Genomic DNA, 19,490 nt, shown 5'->3' on the forward strand with positions numbered 1-19,490 from the left:
CCATGACCGTCCAGCTGCACGGCGAGCACTCCCCCGAACGCGCGGCCCCAGCACCCCTGCCACCACGCTCCGCCCAGACCCTGGCCGCGGCCGGCGACCTGCTCCGCGCACTCGCCGCCCCCGTCCGCATCGCCATCGTGCTCCAGCTCCAGGAACACGACCGCTGCGTGCACGAACTGGTCGAGGCGCTGGGCGTGGCACAGCCGCTCATCAGCCAGCACCTGCGCGTGCTCAAGTCGGCGGGCGTGGTGCACGGCGAACGACACGGCCGCGAGGTCGTCTACCGGCTCGTGGACGAACACCTGGCGCACATCGTGGTAGACGCTGTGACGCACGTCGAGGAGAAGTTGTGACCGGACTCAGGTCCACCAAGCAGCGCACGGCCGTCTCGAACCTGCTCGACCAGCTCGACGACTTCCGCAGCGCCCAGGAACTGCACGAGGAGCTCCGCCGCCGCGGCGAGGGCATCGGCCTGACCACCGTCTACCGCACCCTGCAGTCCCTCGCGGACGCCGGCCAGGTCGACGTCCTGCGCACCGACACCGGCGAGGCCATCTACCGCCGCTGCTCCGCCCACCACCACCATCACCTCGTGTGCCGCCACTGCGGCCGCACGGTCGAGGTCGAGGGCCCTGCCGTGGAGAAGTGGGCGGACCGGGTGGCGGCGGAGAACGGCTTCTCGGAGGTCTCGCACACCGTCGAGATCTTCGGCACGTGCGCGGAGTGCACGGCGAAGCTCAAGCACGCCTAACGAAGTAAGCGACGCAGACGACGAACAGCGCAACCGGATCCACGAGGTCGTCAAGGTCGAACATCAGGCACTCCGTGACGTCCTTCGCGAGTTCGACACCACCCCAGCGCTCGGCCAGCGCTATCGATGCTGTGCGCAGTTCTCCGTCGTCCCGTACAGCGGCGAGCAGCACATCGCGTGCGGATTCCACGAAGTCGAACAGCACATTGACCTTCTGCTCGCGCACGTCGTGCTCGAACCAGTCGATGAGCTGTCTGGCGAACACCTCGTCATCCGCGGCTACGCGGAGCAGCTTCGTTGCGAAGAACCCACGCCACTTCGCGAACTCGACGGAAGCATCCGGCCGCCCTTCTTCTGGGTGGAGGCGGTTGTACCGGTCGACCGCAGCTTGCCACTCACGACGGTGTTCCTCGCTGGAGAAGCTCCCGTCAGGCTGCGGCAAAGGAATGTCCTCCGCCATGAAAGCATGGACCCAAGCCGGATGGATGCCGGCGACCCTCAAGCTCTCGGCGAACTCCTCCACAAGCTGCCGCGTGTCCGCAGGCGTGTGGTCTCCCGACTGTTCTCCGAAGACGCGGTCAATGCTTTCCAGCCACGCCGTGCTGACTGCATCGAGCTGAACCGCTCCGTGATCGGTGTAGTCGACCCGCTCATGACCGAACTCAAAGGCAAGTGGCGTTAGATCGGTCGCAGGTGCGCTGTGCCAACGCCGGTCCTCGGGCGCGACAACCCCGAAAAACGCGGGGTACCTGAACAGGCGCTGCAGCACTTCCTCCACGGTGAGACCAGTGTCCGCAGCGGTCAACACCGCGTCCACGACAGGGGTCAACGGCGACGCCTCGTCGAGCCCCATCACCCATGCGCGTACGCGATCGCTGAGCTCGTCCAGCGGTTCGTCGTCAGTCGCCGCCAACCCGACGTACATGGCTATCAGCAGGATGCCCGCGTCGCCCCGAACAAAGTGACCAAGACGGTCGAGCAGGAAGCACGCGTCTGCCAGCAATCCGACGCAGGTGTCGGAATTGGCACCCGCCACGGTGAAGTCGGCGAGGAACTCTGCGGCCTGTGCACGCGTCTTCTCCGAGGGATCCGGCAGGGGCAGGTGTACATCTACACCTCGTGCGAATCGCGCGTTTGTGATGGCAGTCGACGGGTTGAGTGTGGAAGCCAACTTCCGGCGGTCGAGTCCCGCTCTTTCCAGACAGCCGTTCAACAGCAACAACGCACGTGGGTCGTCGACCGGATATCCAGAACTGCTACTCACGTCGACCGCAGCAGAGACGAAACTTTGCAGGTCTTTCCAGTGCTTGCTCTTGCGCAGGACCCGCAGCCACGCGGTGCGCGCGTTTCCGAACTCAGTTCCATGGGCGAAGAGTTTCGGAAATGCTGCACCGAAGAACAGCAGGTCAAGGGGATCGAGCTGGTCGTACCAAGCCGGACCGTCTCCGTCCATCTGAGCTTTCGCGATAGCTGCATAGCCCCACGCGTACGCACCGGCCAAGCTCAACTTGCCCGGCTGGTTGTGGCGCATGAGCCGACTCAACGCAGCTTCCGCGGCTGCAGCACCAGGGAAGTGCTCCTGTTCCACCGTGTCCTGCTCCGATGCGGACGGTCGGTGCTTCGATCGACCAGCATCACTGCGCTTCTTGCGACTCGCTTTCCCCACGAACTGAGCCTCCCCCGACTCGACACCGGCTATCGTAGTCATTGGCACCAAACGAGAGGGTCAGCGTTGCAGGACGAGGAGGCTTCGACCAGCAACTCGATCGTCGGCGCAGTAACGCACAGCACCGTGGTGCAGGTGCGCGACGCGCACTCGGTTGTCGTCAACGCAGACACGATGCGATCCACCCATCTGTCGGACCCCACGCATTGGCCGCTGGCTAGGGAGTGGGATCCCATTGCGGCCGGAGTGCAGCGTGCTCGCTCAGGCGCGTTGGACACCGGAATCCCGCCGTATGTGGACCGAGACGTGGATGGCGAACTATGCGCCCTCGTCAAGGCAGCCGACACCGCCGGTGGGCTGGTGCTGCTCGTCGGCGACTCGGCTGCAGGTAAGAGCCGGGCCGCCTTCGAAGCAGTGCGTGCGGTCCTCTCGGAGCACCGGGTAGCCTGTCCGGCCGCTGCCGGAGATCTGCTGCCGATAATCGACATGATCTGCCGCGCGGACGGACGCTGGGTTCTCTGGCTGGACGACATGGATGCCTTCCTAGGCCCGGACGCGCTCGACCAGAACGTCCTGGCTGTCTGCCGGCGTCTTCGAGTGCCTGTCGTGGCAACCATGCGCACCAGCCTGTTCAAGATCTTCCATCCCGCCTCGCACAAATCCTCGCCGTCCGAGTCCGTGGTGCAGCAGCGGGCACGAATCGGTGCCCGTGTGCTCGAGATGGCTGACCTGGTCGAGCTGAAACGGATCTGGACCGGACCGGAGCTCGACCGAGCACGCGCTCACAACGACGATCGGCTCACGGAAGCCATCACCAACAACGGGCTGTACGGCGTTGCCGAATACCTGGTGGCGGGTCCTTCGATCTGGTCGGAATGGCAGCGGTCGACTGGCGTGGTCGGCGAAGCCAGAGGCCCTGCCCTGGTCGCCGCGGCCGTGGACCTGGCCAGAACCGGCCTGCCAGGTCCATATCCGGAAGAGCTCATCGTCGATCTGCACGTGCACCACTTGTCTTCGCAGGGAGGTGCACTGCTCCGTCCAGAACCGCTTCCCGAGGCGTGGACCTGGGCCAGCAGAGTCCGATTCGGCGCGACGAGTCCCTTGCTCCCTGCCGGGGAGAACCTCTGGCACGTGTTCCCCTACCTCGTGGACGGCGTAGAACGGCTCATCCCCTGCCCACCGGTGCTCGACGTCGTCTGGCCTCGTGCCGTCGAGCACGCCGCGAACACGGATCTGATGAACATCGCCGTCCGAGCAGCGGAAGCGGAGACACCGGTGTCGTACGGTGTCGCAGAGGAGATCTGGCGGCCGATGAGTGCCGAGGACCACCCAGACGCTGTCTGGGCCACGCACAACCTCGGCGTGCTCTGCGAAGCCAATGGTCGCGACGACGAGGCCAGGGAGTTCTTCGAGCGAGCTGCTGCGAGCGGCAACGGGTCCGCTGCTTTCAACATGGCCGTGATCTGCAAGCAGTCCGGAGACATGGAATCGGCGAGGAAGTGGAGTCTGCGGTCAACTGAAGCCGGGTACGCTCCCGCCTTCTTCCAGGTCGGGTTCGATCTGGAAGACCAAGGCAGACTGGATGAAGCAGCCGAGTGGTACCGCCGTGGTGCCGAACTGGGTGAACACCGCTCAGCCACCAATCTCGGCAAGATCCTCAGTTCGACTGGTCGTGAAAACGAAGCGCTGCCGTGGTACCACCTGGCGGAACAGTCAGGTGACGAGATCGCCACCTACAACATCGGCCGTTCACACCACGTCGCCGGCCGGTTGGACAGCGCAGAACATTGGTATCGCATTGCCTTCGACCGCGGCTTCGCCGTCGCGGCGGAAAACCTGGGGGTGCTCCGCTGGACGCTTGGTGACCACGAGGGGGCTGCGGAGTGGTTTCGGCGTTCGGTAGAAGCAGGAAACCTCGACGCTGCAAGCAAGCTCGGCAAGCTCTTCGAGAAGATCGGTGATGACGATCGGGCCGAGCACTGGTTCGCACACGCGGCTGATGCCGGACACATGCCGTCGTTGTACGCGCTCGCCGCGCTTTTCCACCGGCTGGACAGGCACGAGGAATGCCTGGACCGGTTGCAGGTTGCAGCAGCGGACGGAGAGTTCCTGGCCACCGCCATGCTCGGCGACTTCCTCTACGAGCTCGGGCGAGTCGAGGAGGCCGTACCGCATCTGACCTCCACCGCGGAGTCAGGTCATGTCAACTCGGCCTACAACCTCGGAACCATCTACGCGAATGTCAACGACATCGACGAATCCGCACGCTGGTATCGACATGCAGCGGAAAGCGGTGACGCTCAGGCCGCGATGAATCTGGCCGAGGTGCTGTTCCGCAGTGGCCGCCTGGCGTCAGCCGTCTGGTGGGTGGGCAAAGCTCGTGCTCTGCTGACCACTTCGACGGCCGCCGCTCAGGACTCGTAGGGCTCGGCCGGCTCGGCCACCGCGTCGAACGACTCCACGGTGAAGCTCGGCACCCACGACGTCTGCTCCGACGCCGACTTCGGCACCACCTGACCGGTCACCTCGACCCACTGCTCATCCGGCAGCGACGGGACGTCCCCGAGCAGCTTCACCTTCAGCGGCCGGGCGTCGGCAGCGCAGCACGAGATCGCGATGCGGGCCACGTACGTCGAGCCCTCGGCGCGGGTGAGGAAGCCGGTCAGCTTCACCCGGCGGTTGTCCAGCGTGCCGGACTCGTCCCAGGCCGTGCGGGTGATGAACTCCGTCATCGACAGCGGGATGACGTCGCCGGTCGGGAGCTCGCCCAGCAGGTTGCGGGCGCGCTGGGTCTGGTTGGTGTCGGCGGCCGAGCCCACGACGTCGCCGCCGAGGGCCGGTGGCGAGATCAGGAACACCGCGAGCACCGGCAGCAGCAACAGCCACGTCGAGCGCGACGAGTGCGAGTGCTCGTGCCCACCGTGTTCGGCGTGGTCGTCGTGCTCGTCGTGCTCGGCGGAGTCACCGGAACCGGCGGAGTCACCGGAACCGGCGGCGGTCTTCTCGACCGGCCGGCCGCGGCGGATGTCGCGGACGATGCCGAACAGCGCCAGGCCGATCATGATGACGCCGCCCGCGATCAGCAGCGGCAGCAGACCCGGCTTCACGTAGCGCAGGTACAGGCCCGAGAAGCTGATCTTCAGCAGCGCACCGCCGAGCAGCACCAGCAGGATGTTCTGGGTTTCCCGCCTCACAGCAGCACCACCCCGGTCAGAACCGCGCACAAGATCGCCACTACGAAGGTAGCCGGTGCGAACCGGAAGGCGAAGGACTTTCCGAACGCACCCGCCTGCAGCGCGATCAGCTTCACGTCGACGGCGGGGCCGACGACCAGGAACACCAGGCGCGGCAGCAGCGGCAGCGCGGAGAACGCCACGGCCACGAAGGCGTCGGCCTCCGAGCACAGCGCCAGCACGACCGCGAGCACCGCCATCACCAGCACGCCCAGCACGATCTGGCCGCCGATGGTCTCCATCCAGGCCACCGGCACGAACGTCTTGAACGCCGCCGCGAACAGGCCGCCCAGCACGAGGAACCCGCCGGCGTCGACCAGGTCGTGCCGCGCGCTCTCGGCGAACACGGCCCACTTGTTCGCGCCGGGGTTGTCCTTCATGCGGGCCAGCGCGCGTTCCGCGATCCACTCGGCCTTGCCGAAGCGCACCCACAGCCAGCCCATGACCATCGCGGTCAGCAGCGAGCCCGCGAACCGCGCCACGACCATCATCGGCGCGTCGGTGAACGCCACCGCGGTCGACACCAGCACGATCGGGTTCACCGCGGGCGCCGCGAGCAGGAACGTCAGCGCCACCGCCGGTGCCACACCCTGCTGCATGAGCCGCCGCGCCACCGGTACCGACGCGCACTCACAGCCCGGCAGCGCCACCCCGGCGACGCCCGCGACCGGCACCGCCAGCGACGTCTTCTTCGGCAGCAACCGGCGCAACGCCGATGCCGGCACGAACGCCGCGATCGCTCCGGAGATCAGCACGCCCAGCACGAGGAACGGCATGGCCTGCACGCAGATCGCCACGAAGACGGTCGAGGCCGTGCGCAGCTTCGGCACGTCGAGCAGGTCGACGAGCCGGGACTGGAAGAGCAGTGCGAGAACGAGGATCCCGCACAGCACCTCCAACGACGTGATCTTCAGCCGAGGCGGGCCCGAGCGCCGCTTCGACGAGCGGATCTCGCCGGTGATCGTCATTCCGCGTCCAGGTCCAGGAGCCGGCGGTAGGTGCGGGCCATGCCCTCGCGGATCTCCTCCGGCGACGGCGGCTCGGCGAACTCGGCCTCTTCTTCCTCGAGGTCGTCGTCGTCGAAGTCGACCGGCGTGCCGTTGACGGTGTCGTCACCGTCCTCCGCCTCTTCCTCCTCGGCGGCGGCCTCGCGCAGCTCCTCGATCGTCGCGGTCACGTCGGCCGCGCTCAGGGCCGGCAGCATCGGCGCGACGACCGCCAGCACGCCGCCCTCGGTGTCGTCCAGCGCCACGGCCTCGGCCAGCGCCACCGCGTGGTCGCGCTCGTACGGCCCGCAGATGAAGGAGTCCCACTCCTCCCCGCCCGACGGCTCGAACGTCACCGTCCACGGGAACTCGTTGATCTCGGAGTCCTCTTCCGGTTCGTAAATGATCACGCCACCCATGGAAGGGGTCCTTTCTAGGAGAAGCGGGAGAGGAGCTCGCCGCGCACCTGCGACGCGGTCGAGACGACGAGCATCAGCAACGTGCTCAGCGGTTCCGGCTTGAGCCCGTCCGCCGGGAACGCGTACCGCAGCATCACGTCCGTGCCGCGTTCGGAGGCGATCACACCGAGTGTGCCGAACAAGCCCTGACCTGCGCGTTCGGCCACCCACCCGGCCACGTCGCCGGCCAGGTCCCACGCGACGACGCACGTCAGCGAGAGAACGGTCAGCCCTTCGGCCAGCTCCATGCCCTGCACCGCGCACGGCACGTCACCGTGGCGGAAGCTCAACGCGCCGTCGTCGTCGACCGCGACGTCGTGGAACAGCTCCAGCGCCTTGCGCGCCGACTCCAGGGCGTCACCTGTCGCGTTCACGAGACCTCCGCATCGGGCTTGTCGATCGCACCACCGAAGCGCCGGTCGCGCTCAGCGAACTTCTCGCAGGCGCGCCACAGGTCGCGGCGGTCGAAGTCGGGCCAGAGGATGTCCTGGAACACCAGCTCGGCGTACGCGGACTGCCACAGCATGAAGTTCGACGTGCGCTGCTCCCCGGACGGCCGGATGAACAGGTCCACGTCCGGCATCTCCGGCTGGTAGAGGTAGCGCGCGACGGTCTTCTCGTCGACCTTGTCCGGGTTGAGCTGCCCGGCGGCGGCCAGCCGCGCGATCTCGCGGGCGGCGTCACCGATCTCGGCGCGGCCGCCGTAGTTGATGCACATCGCGAGGTTGAGCCGGTCGTTGCCGCGGGTGCGCTCCTCCGCGACCTCCAGCTCCTTGATGACGCTGCGCCACAACCGCGGCCGCCGCCCGGCCCAGCGCACCCGCACGCCCAGCTCGTCGAGCTCGTCGGTGCGGTGGTGGATCACGTCACGCGAGAAGCCCATCAGGAACCGGACCTCTTCGGGGCTGCGGCGCCAGTTCTCCGTGGAGAAGGCGTACAACGACAGCCACTTCACACCCATCTCGATCGCACCCTTGGCGACCTCGACGACGACCTGCTCACCGCGCTTGTGACCCTCGACCCGCGAGAGTCCGCGCTGGTTGGCCCACCGGCCGTTGCCGTCCATCACGATCGCGATGTGCTTGGGCACGAACTCGGCGGGGATCGCCGGGGGCACGGCGCCGGACGGGTGCGGCTCCGGCGGGCGCGGTTCGCGCTTCTCAGCCTCGGCTCGACGTCGACGCAGCATGGAACCCAGCTTCCTTCCTGAAAACCGTCTTCGGTAGGCGCAACCCTAGCCTTCGTCGGCGCGGGCCTTGCGCTCGACCAACGGCAACGACCGCAGCTGCCGTTCGAGGTGCCACTGCAGGTGTGCCGCGACCAGGCCACTCGCGTCCCGGCGGGCCACGTGCGGGATCTTGTCGACCATGTCCCACTGCCCGTGCAACAACGCGGACAGCAACGACAACGTGTCACCCGACGGCGACGCGGACCCCGGCGGGCGGCAGTTCGGGCACACCGAGCCACCCGCCGGCACGCTGAACGCCCGGTGCGGCCCGGGATCGCCGCACTTCGCGCACTCGTCGACCGCGGGCGCCCACCCGGCGAACGACATCGCACGCATCAGGTACGCGTCCAGGATCAACGACGGATCGCGCTCCGCCGCCGCCAACGCGCGCAGCGCACCCGTCACGAGCAGATAAAGCCGCACGGCCGGTTCGCCCTCTTCAGCCGTGAGCCGGTCCGCGGTCTCCAACACGGCGCACGCGGCCGTGTAGCGCTGGTAGTCGTCCACGATGCCCACACCGAACGCGTCGAGCGTCTGCACCTGCGTGACGATGTCGAGCGACCGGCCGGGGTGGAACTGCGCGTCGACGTGGCAGAACGGCTCCAGCCGCGCCCCGAACTTCGACGTGGTCCGGCGCACCCCCTTGGCCACCGCGCGCAGCTTGCCGTGCCGCTGGGTCAGGAAGGTGATGATCCGGTCCGCTTCACCGAGCTTCTGCACCCGAAGCACGATCCCGGTGTCGCGGTACAGGTTGGCCATAGCGCCGTCACCTCCAGTCTTTGCCCCGTATTTCGCTGTTCAGACGGGCGCATCGCGGTGCTGAGCGTCGGAAGACGCGGTGAGAACTGGAGGTCACGGCACCTAGAACCCCAGGCGGCGCAGCTGTTTCGGATCGCGCTGCCAGTCCTTGGCGATCTTGATGTGCAGGTCCAGGTACACGCGGCTGCCCAGCAGCGCCTCGATCTGCTTGCGCGCGGCCATGCCGACCTGCTTGAGCCGCTCACCCCGGTGCCCCAGGATGATCGCCTTCTGCGACGGCCGCTCCACGAACACGAACGCGTGGATGTCGATCAGGTCGTCACGGCCCTCGCGCGGCTGCATCTCCTCGACGACCACGGCGATCGAGTGCGGCAGCTCGTCGCGCACACCCTCCAGCGCCGCCTCGCGGATCAGCTCGGCCACCAGCGTCTGCTCCGGCTCGTCGGTCAGGTCGCCGTCCGGGAACAGCTGCGGACCCTCCGGCAGCTTCTGCAGCAGCAGGTCGCTCAGCTTGTCGACCTGGAAGCCGTCCACCGCGGACACCGGGATGATCTCGGCGAACTCCATGACCTTCTGCAACGCGAGCAGCTGCTCCATCACCTGCTGCGGCGACACCAGGTCCGTCTTGGTGACGATGCCCACCACCGGCGTGCGCTTGGCGACCTTCTCCAGCTCCGCGGCGATGAACTTGTCACCCGGCCCGACCTTCTGGTCGGCCGGCACGCAGAAGCCGACCACGTCGACCTCCGACCACGTCTCGCGCACCAGGTCGTTCAGGCGCTGACCGAGCAACGTGCGCGGCCGGTGCAGGCCCGGCGTGTCCACGAGCACCAGCTGGCCGTCCTCGCGGTGCACGATCCCGCGGATCGTGTGCCGGGTCGTCTGCGGCTTGCTCGACGTGATGGCGACCTTCGTGCCCACCAGCGCGTTCGTCAGCGTCGACTTCCCTGCGTTCGGGCGGCCGACGAAGCACGCGAACCCGGAGCGGTAACCATCCATCAGACCATTGTCCCCGGCCTCCGCAATTGGGCTCACCGAGGTCCCTCGCCACGCCCTCGAGCCCCGCCGGCCAGTGCCGGAGGTCGGGGGAGACGATCCGATCGAGTACTAAGATCCAGACGATCCGGCGGACGCGTTGACCGAAGCAAGGCACTGACAGCGCCGAAGATGAGACTCCGCTCGCGGCTCACCGCCCGTGACACCTTTCACCTACCCACACAGCACCGGGACCGAAGAGGACATCCGGCATGGATCATGCTGCACCGAAACCGGAGATGCTCGATCGGGTGCGCTCGTTCGTCAGCTGGGTGGGCGAAGGCCGCAAACTCACCCAGACCGGGCGCGTCACCCTCGCCGACGCCAAGGCACTGGTGAAGTTGCTGGGCACCGAGGACGTGATCGATCCCAAGATTGGCGATCGCGTGTTCAGGACCGGCTCCAGCCAGGAACTCCTCCACCTCATGCTCGTCGTCGAGTGGGCCGGGGCGGCGCGGCTCGTGCGCAAGACCGGCAACCGGCTGGTGCAGGTCAAGAAGAACTCCGCGCTGCTCGACGACACCGGGGCCCTGTGGCGCGCGCTGTTCGCAGTGGTCGATCAGCTGGGTGAAGCGTTCCTGCCCTCCGGTTTCGGCGAGTCGCTACTGCGCCCGGAGTTCGCCACGGGAATCCGCGCCGTGCTGACCTCGTTGTACCGCCACGGCGCTCCCGTCCCCGTACGAGACCTCTGTGCGACCACGTGGGACGTCACGAGCGCGCCATACGTGCTGGACCACGCCACCAAGCTCCAGCTCGACCACCTCCGGGCCTGCAACGACCGCGACACCAAGCAGGCGCTCGAAGCGCTGCGGTCGCTGGGCGCGGTGACGTTCCACAAGGATGCCGCGGAGCTGACCGAACTCGGCAGGGACGGTGCGCGCGAGCTGCTCGGTCAGCCGTCGTCCGGCGATCCGGTTTACCAGCTGAAGATCGCTCTGCGCGACGTCGAGAACCCGCCGGTGTGGCGCCGGGTGCTGGTTCCGGCGGCCGTCCGGCTCGATGGCCTGCACGAGATCGTCCAGGCCGCGATGGGCTGGGAGAACGCGCACATGCACGCCTTCGTCGACGGTCGGACCCAGTACGGCGTTCCCGATCCCGACCTGCCCTACCGCGACGAGCGGCAGGTCCGCCTGGCCGACCTGGTGAAGCCCGGAGGCCGGCTCCTCTACGTCTACGACTTCGGCGACCGCTGGGAACACGAGGTCCTCGTCGAGGAGGCGATCACCGCCGAGGCCGGGAAGAGCTACCCGCTCTGCGTCGCGGGTCAGGGCGACTGCCCGCCGGAGGACTGCGGAGGCGCACCCGGCTACGAACACCTCGTCGAGATCATGGCCAAGCCGGCCCACCCGGAACACGTGGACGCGCTCGACTGGCTCGGTCTCGACGACGGCACCCAGTTCGACCCCGCCCATTTCAGCCTCGACGACGCCAACCGGCGTCTCCTGGGAGCTTGACGAACACGACCTCAGGTCCGTTGCGCGAACGGCGGGCGAGGGTGGCCCTCGGAACCGCTCAGATCAGCTCCGCGACCTCACCGGCGGTGGTCGCGCGGATCACCAGGCCGTTCATGGTCAGGTCGCGCACCGCCCTGACCGAGATCTCGTCCAGCGAGTCCGCGTCGGTCACGACCGCCGCGGCCTCCAGACCCTCCGCACCACTCGACACGGCGGCGGCGACGGCGGCCTGCAACGCGGTGAGCTGCAACGACGGCAACGACACCGTGGACGCGTTGTAGGTGCGGCCGTCGAGGTCGCGGACCGCGGCACCCTCCGCGGCACCGTTGCGCGCGCGGACCGACCGGGCCAGCGTGACGAGCTTCGCGTCCTCGGCACCGAGGCCTTCGAAACCGGGGTCAGTCATCCTTCTCCTCCTGGTTGGCCACGGGACGCACCAGCACGGTGGTGACCCGGATGCGGCCGCGTTCGTCCTTGCCGCCCTCCGCCCGCATGCGCAGGCCGGCGATCTCGGCCTCGGTGCCGGGCAGCGGCACCCGGCCCAGCCGCTGCGCGAGCAGGCCGCCGACGGTCTCGACCTCGTGCTCGTCGAGCTGGGTGCCGAACAACGCGTCGAGGTCGTCGACCGGCAGCCGCGCGCTGACCCGCACCGCCCCGTCCTCCAGGTGCTCGACCGGCGGGCGGTCGTCGGTGTCGGACTCGTCGGTGATCTCGCCGACGATCTCCTCGAGGATGTCCTCGATGGTCAGCAGACCGGCGGTGCCGCCGTACTCGTCGACCACGATCGCCATGTGCCGGCGCGACAGCTGCATCTCCCGCAGCAGGTCCGCGATCGGCTTGGTGTCCGGGACGAAGCTCACCGGGCGCATCAGCTCGGCGACGTTCTCGGGGTGCTCGTCCTCGGCGAGCGTGGCCCGCATCAGGTCCTTGAGGTTCACCACGCCGAGGATGTCGTCGACGCTCTCGCCGATCACCGGTACGCGGGTGTAGCCGGTGCGCAACGACAGCGCGAGCGTCTGGCGCAACGACTTGGCCTGCTCGATCCACACGATCTCGGTGCGCGGCACCATGATCTCGCGGGCGATCGTGTCGCCCAGCTCGAACACCGAGTGGATCATCTCCCGCTCGCCCTCGTCGACGACGCCGCGCTCCTGCGCCATGTCGACGAGCTCGCGCAGCTCGACCTCCGAGGAGAACGGACCCTCGCGGAAGCCCTTGCCGGGCGTGATCGCGTTGCCGATGAGGATCAGCAGCTTGCTCAACGGCCCCAGCACGCGGCCGAGCTGACGGACCGTGCCCGCGGTGAACAGGCTCACGCCGTACGGGTGCTGACGGCCGATCGTGCGCGGCCCGACACCGACGAGCACGTACGACACGACCAGCATGCTCAGGCACGAGTACAGCGCCGCCAGCCAGTCCTTCTCGACGTACTGCAGGAACACGGCCGTGACGAGCACCGTCGCGGACAGCTCGCAGAACAGCCGCAGCAGCAGCAACAGGTTCACGTGCCGTGGCCGGTCGTTGAGGACCTGCAGCAACTGCCCGGTACCCCAGCGACCTTGCCGTTGCAGTGCTTCGACCCGTGCGCGCGACACGGTGCCCAGCGCGGCGTCAGCGCACGCGAACAGGCCCGCGGCGAGGACGAGCACGACGGCCAGCAGCAGGAGACTGGCGGGGCTCTCGCTCATTCTCGGTCTCTCTTGGCCGCGGTCAGTCTTCTTCGGGGTGCTGCAGCGGCCTCTGCTCGTCGAGGCCGACGGCGCCGAGCACCTTGTCGTCCGCACTGCGCTGGTGCGCGGCACGTTCGGCCTCGTCACGCGCGTTGCGGAAGTCCGCGAGGATGCGGTTCTGCAACGTGAACATCTCGCGTTCCTCGGCGGGCTCCGCGTGGTCGTAACCCAGCAGGTGCAGCACGCCGTGCACGGTCAGCAGGTGCAGCTCGTCCAGCAGGCCGTGGCCTGCCTTCTTGGCCTGGTCCTTCGCGAACGCGGGGCACAGCACGATGTCCCCGAGCAGCGCCGGCCCGAGGCCCGCCGCGTCCGGGCGGCGCGCCGAGTCCAGCTCGTCCATGGGGAAGGCCATGACGTCGGTCGGGCCGGGCAGGTCCATCCAGCGCTCGTGCAGGTCGGCCATGACGTCCAGCTCGACGAGCAGGACGGACAGCTCGGCCAGCGGGCTCACGCCCATGCGGTCCAGCGCGAAGCGGGCGGCGGAGACGATGGAACCCTCGTCGACCCCGACGCCCGACTCGTTGGCGATCTCGATGCTCACGGCGCCTATCGTCCCCGCCGCTGGTTCCCCCGCCGTGCACCGGGTCCCTGGTGCCGCTCGTTCTGGTCCAGCGCGTCCTGCTCGACCTGCCACTTCTCGTACGCGTCGACGATGTCGCCGACCAGGCTGTGGCGCACCACGTCCTGGCTGGTCAGCACCGAGAAGTGCACGTCGTCGACACCGTTGAGGATGTCCTTGACGACCTTCAGACCGCTGCGCTGGCCGCCGGGGAGGTCGACCTGGGTGATGTCACCGGTCACCACGACCTTGGAGCCGAAGCCGAGGCGGGTGAGGAACATCTTCATCTGCTCGGGCGTGGTGTTCTGCGCCTCGTCGAGGATGATGAACGCGTCGTTGAGCGTGTTGTGGGTGAGCAGGTAGTCCTCGGTCACGTACAGGGAGTCCTGCGCCGCGACCTGGATGCAGACCGTCTCCGTCCGGCCGGCGGGCTCGATGCTGTCGATGAAGCGCATCGGACGCCCACCGCCACCGGCGGCGTGGTACTTCTCCCGCTTGCGCTCAAGCCGGAACGGCTCGACGCCCTCGGGCAGCCTGATGTCCAGGACGTAGGCGTCGTGGACGTAGCCGACCTCGCGGCCCTTGGCCATGCCGGGCTTGCGACCCGCCGCGGGACGGCAGCGCCAGTGGGCGACACCGCCCAGGGAACGCACCAGGCCGACCACGTCGTCACGCAGGCGCGGCGAGGTGGTCGTGTACTGGATGCGGCTGGTCCGACCAACCTGCGTGACCGGTCCGCCGTCGGAGTCGAGCAGGCCTTGGAGCAACGCCAGACGCACGTCGGCGCTGTTCTGGAGGTAGAGCTCGGGCACGAACTTGGTGTGCGAGCGCGTGCCGTTCAGCCCGAGCTCGCGCATGACCGCGGTCACGGGGTTCGCGATCGTCATCACGTCACCAGCCGCGTTGACGCGCGCCAACGCGGCCGTCGAGAACGAGGGTGACGTCGAGCCCGTGAGACACCCGTCACCGATCAGCAAGCCGAGCGCGTACGCGTCCATCGGCACGTCACGTTCCGGCAGGCACACCGGCGCGCTGAGCATCGGCAGCTCGTAGCGGCGGGCGTGCGCGGCGCGGAGGTTGCCGATCATCTCCTTGGTCTGCAGCACCCGCCACGGCTTGTTGCGACGCCGGTCGGATGCCGTGCGCACAGTCCACAGGTGCTCGCCGCACGCGAGGGTCGAGGAGCCGTCCTGGGCCGTGACGCGGTACACGTCCTTCTCGCCCTGCGGGTAGACCCCCAGTACCGGCGTCGGCTCACCGTTCGACCCGATGACGAGGTCTCCGACCTGCAGCGAGCCGATCGGCCGGTAGCCGTCGGGGGTGAGCACCGGCGTGAAGATCGGCTGAGCGCGGCCACGCATGTACGCCAGCGGCGCCACCTCGATCGTGCCCGCCTGGGTCAGCCGCGGGATCGACTCCGGGTCGACCATGTCGTGCAGCGCGTCGTAGAGCGGGCGCAGGTACGGGTCGATCTTCTCGTAGAGCGTGCCCGGCAGGTAGCCGAGGCGCTCGCCGGCCTCGACGGCCGGGCGGGTGAGGATGATGCGGTTGACCTGCTTGGCCTGCAGTGCCTGCACGGCCTTGGCCATGGCGAGGTAGGTCTTGCCGGTGCCGGCCGGGCCGATGCCGAACACGATCGTGTTCTTGTCGATGGCGTCGACGTAGTGCTTCTGGTTCAGCGTCTTCGGCCGGATCGTGCGGCCGCGGCGGCTGATGATGTCGAGGCTCAGCACGTCGGCCGGCGACTCGTCGACGTTCGCGCTCAGCATGGCGACGGTGCGGCGGACGGTGTTGGTGTCGACGGCCTGGCCGCGGCTGGCGAGGGTGACGAGCTCGGTGAACACGCGTTCCGCGAAGGCGACGTCGGCGGGGGAGCCGGAGAGGGTGATCTCGTTCCCGCGCACGTGGACGTCGGCGTCGAGCAGTTCCTCGGCGAGCCGGAGGTTCTCGTCGCGCGACCCCAGCAGGCTGAGCACCGCACCGTCGGGCACGGCGAACCGGGACTGACCTTCCTTGTTGCTCTGCTGTGATTCTTCGGCCACGTGGCCCCGGCCTGCTTCCTGTCGCTCGGATCTGATGGCCACGATGCTAGTCCGGCCGAAAATCAGTGGCTACCGGATTGCTCACCGTGTGTGCTCAGCGGTTGTGGAGATCCGCAGGCTGACCGTTGCCGACGTACCTGACTGCATGAAGCTCATCACGGACCGGGGTTGGGCGTGGACCCCGGAGCAGTGGGAGATGATGCTCGCGCTGGGGCCGGGCTGGGGTGCGTTCGACGCGACCGGGCTGCTCGGCACGGCGTTGACGACGCCGTACCCGCAGATGCAGGCGATCAGCGGGGTGCTGGTGGGTTCGTGGGCCGGACGCAGGGGAATCGGCACCGAGCTGATGGCCGGTATATTGGATATCGGCCCGTCGACCCTTTACGCGACGGCGATGGGTGAGCCGCTGTACGTGCGGCTCGGCTTTCACCCTGTCGGGGCCACGACGGAGCTGCAGGGCGTGTTCACCGGTGGTACGACCGGTGTCACGAGGCCTGCCGGGCCGGCTGACATGTCGGAACTCGCCGAGCTCGACCGCGAGGTGAGCGGGTTCTCGCGGTCGGTGTTGTGGGAGCGGCTGCTCGACCCGGCGTCGCCGTACCGGGTGCTGAGGTCGGACGCCGGGGTGGTGGCGACGCGGCCGAACCCGGCGGGTGTGACGGTGGGTCCGCTGATCGCGCCCACGGCGGCGGTGGCGTGCGAGATGATCGCGGACGTGGCCGCCGGTGCGGGCCGGGTCCGGGTGGACACGGGTGACGCGGACGTGGCGGCCTTCCTGCGGGAGCAGGGCTTCGAGGTGGGCGGCGGGGGCTGCACGGTGATGGTGCGCGGTGCTGACGACGTGCCGGGCGACCGGTCGCGCTACTTCGCGCCCGCCTCGCTCGCGCTCGGGTGACAAGCTCCTCGACGAGCTCGGACGACACGGGGGAACCGATGGGAACAGCGGGACAGCGGCCGGACCGCCAGCCGGTGGAGCTGCGCCGGCTGACGCTGGACGACCTCACTGCGTGCGCCGACCTGGCCGAGAGCCGGTCGTGGCCGCGCGAGGAGGACAAGTGGGTCTTCCTGCTGACCAACGGCGAGGGCTGGGGGCTGTTCGACGACGACGGGCTGGCGGGCACGACGATCGTGACGCGCTACCCGGAGCTCGACTCGATCAGCATGGTGCTCGTCGCGCAACGCCGGGAGCGGCAAGGCCTGGCTCGGCGGCTGGTGTCCCACGTGTTGGACGCTGGTGTGTCGACGTTGTTCGCGACGGACATGGGTCTTCGGTTGTACGAGCAGCTCGGCTTCCACGCTGTCGGCTTCACCGACATGCACATGGGCAAGCTCACGGCACCGGCGTCCAATGCATCGGACATCGCCTCGCGAGCTGACCTCGACGAGCTCGTCGCGCTCGACACCAAGGTCACCGGCATGACGCGGCCGTTCCTGTGGGAGGCGTTGCTGGCGATGGGCACCGTGCGGATCTCGGAGCACGGCGTCGCGGGCTCGTGGCAGGTGCGGTCGGACCGGTTGCTGATCGGTCCGGTCATCGCCGACACGACGCAGGCGGCGTGCGAGCTGGTCGCCGACTCCGCCGCGGGCTCGGACAACGTCCGCGTCGACGTGCACGACCCGGAGCTCGTCGAGTTCGTCCGGGCGCACGGTCTGGAGTCGTGGGGCAGGGCGACCTGGATGGTGCGCGGCGCGGACCGGCTGCCCGGCGACCGCGCCCGCTACCGCGCACCGATCCTGCAAGCTCTCGGTTAGCAGACCGGAGCTCACGCTTCCCAGTAAGCGACCCTTACTGGAAGGCAGCTAGAGGCGTTTGCCGCCGAGCAGGTGCAGGTGGGCGTGGAACACCTCCTGCCCGCCGTCGACTCCGGTGTTGAACTGCAACCGGTACCCGCTCTCGGCCACGCCCTCGGCCTCGGCGACCTCCTTGGCCGCGGCGAAGAGGTCGCCGAGCTGGTCGCGGTCGAGTGCCACGGCGTGCGGCACGTGTTCACGCGGGATCAGCAGCACGTGCACCGGTGCTTTGGGGTGGATGTCGCGGAACGCCAGCGTCGTCGCGGTCTCGTGCACGACGGTCGCCGGGATCTCGCCTTCGACGATGCTGCAGAACAAGCAGGCCATGCACCGACACGGTAGCCGCGATCAGCGGAACAGGGTGGCCAGGTGGTCGTCGACGGCTTCGGTCATCTCGTCGGCGGTGAGCTCGTCGGGGCCGAGCTGGTGGTGGATGTTGAGCCCGTCGACCAGCGCGATGAACCGCCGCGCCGCCTTCAACGGCACCACGCCCTCACGCAGTTCGCCCGCCTCCCCCGCGGCCGCGAACACCCGCGCGACCTCGTTGTAGAGCTCGCGCGTCCCGTAGCGCTCCAGCTCGCGCAGGGACGGTTCGACCATCGCCCGCGGCAGGAACGACAGCAGCACCGCCGCCTCGACCCGCCGGTCGTCGTCGAGGGCGAGCATCTCGTGTGCGATCGCCCGCACCAGCTCGCGGTTGCCGAGCTCGGGGTCGATCTGCTCGAACCGCGCGAGGAACCGCCGGTAGGCGAGCTCCATCGCGAAGCCCAGCAACGAGTCCTGGGTCGGGAAGTAGTGGCGCAGCGACCCGCTGGACCACCCGGACTCCGCTGCTACGGCGCGCACGGACGCGTGGTCGATCCCATCGCGTTGCACGATGCGCCACACGGCCTCGGCCAGTTCGCGGCGGCGTTCCTCGTGGTCGACAACCTTCGGCACCGGCCCTTTCTAGCAGCCGCGCGCAAGCCGGACGACGGCCTCCTCGCAGCGCTGCCAGGCGGCGGTGCCCGGCGTGATCATGTCCATGTGCCCGGCGCCCTCCACCACGACGAGCTCCGCCTGCGGTTCCCCCTCGCAGAACCCGATGCTCTGCTCGACCGGCACGTCCTCGTCCCGATCCCCGTGCACGCAAACAACCGGCTTCCCGATCGGCACCAGCGCGGCAGGCGACGCCTCCGCGAACTGCTCCTCGGTGCACAGCTCCAACGCCCGCCGCGTCACATGCTTCGAGAAGTCCAGCACGGCAGCCTGCGCCACCGCCCCCACCACCCGCTCACTGTGCCGAGCCGCCCACACGGCGAGATGCCCGCCCGCGCTGTGCCCCAACGTCACCACGGGCCCGATGTCCACGGCCTCAATGGCCGCCAGCACGTCCTGCCCGGTCTGCGGCCACCCACCGTCACCGCCGACACGCCGATATTCGATGTTCCACACCGCGAACCCACGACGCACCAGCTCCCCGGCAAGCGGCCGCCCCAACTCCAACCCGTACCTCTGATGCCAAAAACCACCGTGAATGACCACGACACCACCCTCCGCAGTCCCTTCAGGAACAAACAACTCCCCGAACTGACTGGGATGGTCACCGTAAGCAATCCGCTGCACACAAAGAACTTACGCGACAGCACGCCACTCCCAATTCGCCGCAGAACCCGCGACGCCTCGGCGAGCCCCGGCGAGCCCCGGTAATGGGCCGCGACGCCGCAGGCGAGCCGGCCGGGGGTCCGGGGGCGGAGCCCTCCGGCTGGGGTTTGGGGGCTCGGCCCCCAAAAGACACCCTTTTTCGCCGAGCGGCGAA

The 19,490-nt window shown here is 68.5% G+C and carries 21 protein-coding genes; 6 read left to right on the forward strand and 15 right to left on the reverse strand.

Translation table 11 applies throughout. From position 1 onward, the window contains the following. The first annotated feature begins 2 nt into the window (after nucleotides 1–2). Together BBK82_RS03850 and BBK82_RS03855 are read left to right on the forward strand one after the other, a co-directional pair. Nucleotides 3–353, forward strand: a complete 351-nt coding sequence (locus BBK82_RS03850; protein WP_065913762.1) for an ArsR/SmtB family transcription factor — start codon at nucleotides 3–5, stop codon at nucleotides 351–353. Then, nucleotides 350–751 carry a Fur family transcriptional regulator gene (locus tag BBK82_RS03855; protein ID WP_065913763.1) on the forward strand — a complete coding sequence of 134 codons (402 nt, stop codon included), beginning with the start codon at nucleotides 350–352 and terminating at the stop codon, nucleotides 749–751. Before BBK82_RS03850 ends, BBK82_RS03855 begins: the two co-directional genes overlap by 4 nt. On the opposite strand, the gene BBK82_RS03860 is transcribed toward BBK82_RS03855, so the two are convergent. Beyond that, complete coding sequence (locus BBK82_RS03860) at nucleotides 738–2,339, reverse strand: hypothetical protein (protein WP_170067864.1); 1,602 nt, start codon at nucleotides 2,337–2,339, stop codon at nucleotides 738–740. The two genes, BBK82_RS03855 and BBK82_RS03860, sit on opposite strands and share 14 nt — an antisense overlap. 144 nt (nucleotides 2,340–2,483) lie before the next feature. On the opposite strand from BBK82_RS03860, the gene BBK82_RS48595 reads away from it, so the two are divergent. Then, on the forward strand, nucleotides 2,484–4,841 hold the full coding sequence (locus tag BBK82_RS48595) for an SEL1-like repeat protein (protein ID WP_170067865.1): 2,358 nt from the start codon (nucleotides 2,484–2,486) through the stop codon (nucleotides 4,839–4,841). Here BBK82_RS48595 and BBK82_RS03870 read toward each other — a convergent pair. The 7 genes from BBK82_RS03870 to era all read right to left on the reverse strand — a co-directional run bounded on the left by BBK82_RS03870 (nucleotide 4,829) and on the right by era (nucleotide 10,080). Then, a complete protein-coding gene (locus tag BBK82_RS03870; RefSeq protein WP_065913766.1) occupies nucleotides 4,829–5,611 on the reverse strand; it encodes a TIGR03943 family putative permease subunit in 783 nt (260 codons plus the stop codon). The genes BBK82_RS48595 and BBK82_RS03870 overlap by 13 nt on opposite strands. Next, nucleotides 5,608–6,618 (reverse strand): permease, encoded by a 1,011-nt coding sequence (locus tag BBK82_RS03875; RefSeq protein WP_065913767.1) that lies wholly within the window; start codon nucleotides 6,616–6,618, stop codon nucleotides 5,608–5,610. The genes BBK82_RS03870 and BBK82_RS03875 overlap by 4 nt, the downstream gene beginning before the upstream one ends. Further along, complete coding sequence (locus tag BBK82_RS52260; RefSeq protein ID WP_179953753.1) at nucleotides 6,615–7,046, reverse strand: hypothetical protein; 432 nt, start codon at nucleotides 7,044–7,046, stop codon at nucleotides 6,615–6,617. The genes BBK82_RS03875 and BBK82_RS52260 overlap by 4 nt, the downstream gene beginning before the upstream one ends. Before the next feature lie 23 nt (nucleotides 7,047–7,069). Further along, nucleotides 7,070–7,468: a YbjN domain-containing protein gene (locus tag BBK82_RS03885; RefSeq protein ID WP_065913769.1), complete on the reverse strand. Its 399-nt coding sequence runs from the start codon at nucleotides 7,466–7,468 to the stop codon at nucleotides 7,070–7,072. Continuing rightward, nucleotides 7,465–8,283 carry an isoprenyl transferase gene (locus BBK82_RS03890; protein WP_065913770.1) on the reverse strand — a complete coding sequence of 273 codons (819 nt, stop codon included), beginning with the start codon at nucleotides 8,281–8,283 and terminating at the stop codon, nucleotides 7,465–7,467. Before BBK82_RS03890 ends, BBK82_RS03885 begins: the two co-directional genes overlap by 4 nt. A 45-nt stretch (nucleotides 8,284–8,328) precedes the next feature. Then, on the reverse strand, nucleotides 8,329–9,081 hold the full coding sequence (gene recO / locus BBK82_RS03895) for a DNA repair protein RecO (protein ID WP_065913771.1): 753 nt from the start codon (nucleotides 9,079–9,081) through the stop codon (nucleotides 8,329–8,331). A gap of 102 nt (nucleotides 9,082–9,183) precedes the next feature. Then, complete coding sequence (gene era, locus BBK82_RS03900) at nucleotides 9,184–10,080, reverse strand: GTPase Era (RefSeq protein WP_065913772.1); 897 nt, start codon at nucleotides 10,078–10,080, stop codon at nucleotides 9,184–9,186. 248 nt (nucleotides 10,081–10,328) lie between these two features. Between era and BBK82_RS03905 the strand changes: the two genes are divergently transcribed. Continuing rightward, nucleotides 10,329–11,570: a plasmid pRiA4b ORF-3 family protein gene (locus BBK82_RS03905; protein ID WP_065913773.1), complete on the forward strand. Its 1,242-nt coding sequence runs from the start codon at nucleotides 10,329–10,331 to the stop codon at nucleotides 11,568–11,570. Between the two features lie 58 nt (nucleotides 11,571–11,628). Here the strand turns inward: BBK82_RS03905 and BBK82_RS03910 are convergent, their stop codons facing one another. Genes BBK82_RS03910 through BBK82_RS56575 form a run of 4 tightly spaced genes read right to left on the reverse strand, consistent with a single transcriptional unit; the run spans nucleotide 11,629 to nucleotide 15,901 of the window. Then, on the reverse strand, nucleotides 11,629–11,976 hold the full coding sequence (locus tag BBK82_RS03910; RefSeq protein ID WP_065913774.1) for a cytidine deaminase: 348 nt from the start codon (nucleotides 11,974–11,976) through the stop codon (nucleotides 11,629–11,631). Beyond that, the gene (locus tag BBK82_RS03915) at nucleotides 11,969–13,258 is read right to left on the reverse strand and encodes a hemolysin family protein (protein ID WP_065913775.1); all 1,290 of its coding nucleotides are present in this window, start codon (nucleotides 13,256–13,258) and stop codon (nucleotides 11,969–11,971) included. The genes BBK82_RS03910 and BBK82_RS03915 overlap by 8 nt, the downstream gene beginning before the upstream one ends. Nucleotides 13,259–13,280: 22 nt before the next feature. After that, nucleotides 13,281–13,841 carry an rRNA maturation RNase YbeY gene (gene ybeY, locus BBK82_RS03920; protein ID WP_065913776.1) on the reverse strand — a complete coding sequence of 187 codons (561 nt, stop codon included), beginning with the start codon at nucleotides 13,839–13,841 and terminating at the stop codon, nucleotides 13,281–13,283. 5 nt (nucleotides 13,842–13,846) lie between these two features. Further along, complete coding sequence (locus BBK82_RS56575) at nucleotides 13,847–15,901, reverse strand: PhoH family protein (protein WP_065913777.1); 2,055 nt, start codon at nucleotides 15,899–15,901, stop codon at nucleotides 13,847–13,849. Nucleotides 15,902–16,046: 145 nt separating this feature from the next. On the opposite strand from BBK82_RS56575, the gene BBK82_RS03930 reads away from it, so the two are divergent. Beyond that, the gene (locus tag BBK82_RS03930) at nucleotides 16,047–16,796 is read left to right on the forward strand and encodes a GNAT family N-acetyltransferase (RefSeq protein ID WP_154697050.1); all 750 of its coding nucleotides are present in this window, start codon (nucleotides 16,047–16,049) and stop codon (nucleotides 16,794–16,796) included. A gap of 38 nt (nucleotides 16,797–16,834) precedes the next feature. Beyond that, complete coding sequence (locus tag BBK82_RS03935) at nucleotides 16,835–17,653, forward strand: GNAT family N-acetyltransferase (RefSeq protein ID WP_065913778.1); 819 nt, start codon at nucleotides 16,835–16,837, stop codon at nucleotides 17,651–17,653. Nucleotides 17,654–17,701: 48 nt separating this feature from the next. On the opposite strand, the gene BBK82_RS03940 is transcribed toward BBK82_RS03935, so the two are convergent. From BBK82_RS03940 to BBK82_RS03950, 3 genes are read right to left on the reverse strand one after another with little or no spacing between them, the layout of a single operon-like run. Next, nucleotides 17,702–18,019: an HIT domain-containing protein gene (locus BBK82_RS03940; RefSeq protein WP_065913779.1), complete on the reverse strand. Its 318-nt coding sequence runs from the start codon at nucleotides 18,017–18,019 to the stop codon at nucleotides 17,702–17,704. 21 nt (nucleotides 18,020–18,040) lie between these two features. After that, nucleotides 18,041–18,631 carry a TetR/AcrR family transcriptional regulator gene (locus tag BBK82_RS03945; protein ID WP_065913780.1) on the reverse strand — a complete coding sequence of 197 codons (591 nt, stop codon included), beginning with the start codon at nucleotides 18,629–18,631 and terminating at the stop codon, nucleotides 18,041–18,043. Nucleotides 18,632–18,640: 9 nt separating this feature from the next. After that, nucleotides 18,641–19,297: an alpha/beta hydrolase gene (locus tag BBK82_RS03950; protein WP_065913781.1), complete on the reverse strand. Its 657-nt coding sequence runs from the start codon at nucleotides 19,295–19,297 to the stop codon at nucleotides 18,641–18,643. Nucleotides 19,298–19,490 lie beyond the last annotated feature (193 nt).

Origin of the sequence: Lentzea guizhouensis (assembly GCF_001701025.1) — a bacterium.
GTDB lineage: Bacteria > Actinomycetota > Actinomycetes > Mycobacteriales > Pseudonocardiaceae > Lentzea > Lentzea guizhouensis.

Bases quoted from the DNA above. Each gene is read 5' to 3' on its own strand.
- BBK82_RS03850 (WP_065913762.1), top strand. From the start codon at position 3: ATGACCGTCCAGCTGCACGGCGAGCACTCCCCCGAACGCGCGGCCCCA.
- BBK82_RS03875 (WP_065913767.1), bottom strand. From the start codon at position 6,618: ATGACGATCACCGGCGAGATCCGCTCGTCGAAGCGGCGCTCGGGCCCG.
- BBK82_RS03890 (WP_065913770.1), bottom strand. From the start codon at position 8,283: ATGCTGCGTCGACGTCGAGCCGAGGCTGAGAAGCGCGAACCGCGCCCG.
- recO (WP_065913771.1), bottom strand. From the start codon at position 9,081: ATGGCCAACCTGTACCGCGACACCGGGATCGTGCTTCGGGTGCAGAAG.
- era (WP_065913772.1), bottom strand. From the start codon at position 10,080: ATGGATGGTTACCGCTCCGGGTTCGCGTGCTTCGTCGGCCGCCCGAAC.
- BBK82_RS03905 (WP_065913773.1), top strand. From the start codon at position 10,329: ATGGATCATGCTGCACCGAAACCGGAGATGCTCGATCGGGTGCGCTCG.
- BBK82_RS03910 (WP_065913774.1), bottom strand. From the start codon at position 11,976: ATGACTGACCCCGGTTTCGAAGGCCTCGGTGCCGAGGACGCGAAGCTC.
- BBK82_RS03915 (WP_065913775.1), bottom strand. From the start codon at position 13,258: ATGAGCGAGAGCCCCGCCAGTCTCCTGCTGCTGGCCGTCGTGCTCGTC.
- BBK82_RS03930 (WP_154697050.1), top strand. From the start codon at position 16,047: ATGAAGCTCATCACGGACCGGGGTTGGGCGTGGACCCCGGAGCAGTGG.
- BBK82_RS03935 (WP_065913778.1), top strand. From the start codon at position 16,835: ATGGGAACAGCGGGACAGCGGCCGGACCGCCAGCCGGTGGAGCTGCGC.
- BBK82_RS03940 (WP_065913779.1), bottom strand. From the start codon at position 18,019: ATGGCCTGCTTGTTCTGCAGCATCGTCGAAGGCGAGATCCCGGCGACC.